Below are 2,624 nucleotides of genomic sequence, written 5' to 3' on the forward strand. Positions count from 1 at the left end.
ACCGAGGGCTAAACTGCCCACCCAGAGAGTTAGGGCGTAGATAAATAATACTGTCAGACGGTGAGAGATACCCGCTTTTAGTAAACGATGGTGTAAATGACGTTTATCAGCCACAAAAGGGGATTTTCCGCGTTTGAGACGGGAAATAATCACCGTTGACATATCGAGGAGAGGAACCGCGAGGATGAGATAGGGTAATAGGACGGCGGTAACGGCAACAGTAGTCACAGCAGTAGTTTTAGCCAATCCAATCACCGCCACACCCGCGAGGGTAAAACCCATAAAATAGGCCCCACCATCCCCCATAAAAATTTGAGCGGGGTTAAAATTGTAACGCAGAAAACCCAGGGCCCCACCCGCTAAAGCAGCGGCGATAATAGCGGCGGCCGGTTGTCCCATCACCAAAGTTACAATCAAAATCACCACGGCAGATATACCGGAAACTCCCGCCGCTAATCCATCTAAACCGTCAATCCAGTTAATTGCGTTAGCCATCCCCACTAACCAGAGGAGAGTAACTGGCAAACTTAGCCAATGAATTTGTAATAAATCGCCGAAGGGAATAGAGAGGAAATCGATCCTCACCCCAGCTTGCCAAGCTAGAAAAGCGACGCTAAACTGCATTACCAGACGATTGAGGGGGGAAAGATTAAAAAGATCATCCGCTAGACCGATGAGAAAAAAGCCCAAGCCGCCTAGGGTTACGCCCCACACTTCCCATTCTCGATCGCTGTTTAAACCGGCAAACCCTCCCAACCACCAAACGATCAGGAGGGCAGTTAAAGCGCCGACAAAAATCGAAACTCCCCCCAGTCGAACCATAGGCTTTTCATGGACCTTCCTTTCGTTGGGTTTATCGACGTAACCGCTTTTCAGTCCGACGGTTTTGACGAGGGGGGTACTCCAAAGTACCACTGTATGGGCGATCAGAAAAGCAATTAGATAGTATAAATCTCCGGACATGGGAATTGGGGGGCGATTTAATTCACAATTGACGACCAAAGAACAATCGCCAATTATGAGTTTTTATTATCTCTCTTTTTAGGCCAAGGCGGGGACGGAAATATGGAGATGGGGATAGAGGGGGAAGCTTTCACAGAGTTTGGCTACCCGTTGACGGCAAGCAGTTCTCAGGGCTTCATCACCTGGATTAAGGAGAATATCGGCGATAATGTTGCCAATCTCGATAAATTCCGTTTCTCCTAGTCCTCTGGTGGTCATAGCCGGGGAACCCAAGCGCAGACCACTGGTGACAAAGGGAGACTCGGGATCGAAGGGAACAGTGTTTTTATTAGCGGTAATATTGATAGTACTCACCAAGCGATCGGCTTCTTTCCCGGTCATGCCCACGGATCTTAAATCGAGTAACATCAAGTGATTATCCGTACCATCGGTGACAATTTTAATCCCTCTAGCTTTCAACTGACCGGCCAAAGCTTGGGCATTAGCGATTACTTGGCCCGAATAGATTTTAAACTCTGGTTTCAATGCTTCCCCAAAAGCCACCGCTTTCGCCGCGACCACGTGTTCTAGGGGCCCGCCTTGGGTACCGGGGAAGACGGATTTATCGAATTTTTTACCTAATTCCTCGTCTTTGGTCATAATTAACCCCCCCCTAGGACCGCGCAGGGTTTTGTGAGTGGTGGTGGTGACCACATCACAGTGGGGTAGGGGGTTAGGATGATGACCAGTAGCCACTAAACCGGCAATATGGGCGATATCTGCCATCAGATAGGCCCCCACTTCGTCAGCGATGGCGCGGAATTTCTCGAAATCAATCTGGCGCGAGTAGGCAGAATAACCGCAGATAATTAGTTTGGGTTTTTCCTTGCGGGCGATGTCAAGGATGAGATCGTAGTCCAGGCGTTCGCTTTCGGGACTTACTCCGTACTGTACTACTCGGAACCATTTCCCAGAAACGTTAACGGGGGAACCGTGGGTAAGATGACCCCCGTGGGAGAGATCCATACCCATAATCGTATCGCCGGGCTGCAAGAGGGTCAGGAAAACGGCGAAATTAGCTTGGGCGCCGGAGTGGGGTTGTACGTTAGCGTGGTTTGCCCCAAATAGTCGTTTAACCCGATCGATCGCTAATTGTTCCGCTTCGTCAATGTATTCGCAACCGCCATAGTAGCGTTTTTTGGGCAGTCCTTCCGCGTATTTGTTGGTTAAAACCGAACCCTGGGCGGCCATGACGGCAGCGGAGGTAAAGTTTTCACTAGCGATTAATTCTAGGTGATCTCTTTGACGTTGTAGTTCTTTTTGCAGAATCCCTGCGATCGCTGGATCCGTCAGGGATAGTATATCTAAGTTCGTATCAGTCACGGTTACTCGATCCTTTCTTTAACAATTTACCTGTAATCATTGGGTCACTTTCTCCATTTTGGCACAATCTCTAATCTTCCGACACACCAGGGAGCTTAATTGCTTCTCTTCGGGATCGCTCATCAATTGTCAACTGTTAGCGGTAAAATATTCATTTTTAGTCAATAAGTGATAGTAAGTAGGTAGGCGTTAAAAATTATCAGATGCCCCCCTTATTAAGGGGGGATTAAAGGGGGGACTAAGGGGGGATCGGCACCCCCCTTATCAAGGGGGGCAGGGGGGATCGAACCTAAAATCCA

At 48.8% G+C, this 2,624-nt stretch carries 2 protein-coding genes; both read right to left on the minus strand.

Annotated features, from left to right (window positions below):
• Positions 1 to 963: glycosyltransferase family 4 protein (locus PX636_RS21815; protein ID WP_288118858.1), on the minus strand; the 963-nt coding region annotated here is incomplete at its 3' end.
• 78 nt (positions 964 to 1,041) lie between these two features.
• Positions 1,042 to 2,325: a serine hydroxymethyltransferase gene (gene glyA / locus PX636_RS21820; protein WP_002797075.1), complete on the minus strand. Its 1,284-nt coding sequence runs from the start codon at positions 2,323 to 2,325 to the stop codon at positions 1,042 to 1,044.
• Positions 2,326 to 2,624 lie beyond the last annotated feature (299 nt).

Origin of the sequence: Microcystis sp. M53598_WE2 (assembly GCF_030067735.1) — a bacterium.
GTDB lineage: Bacteria > Cyanobacteriota > Cyanobacteriia > Cyanobacteriales > Microcystaceae > Microcystis > Microcystis aeruginosa.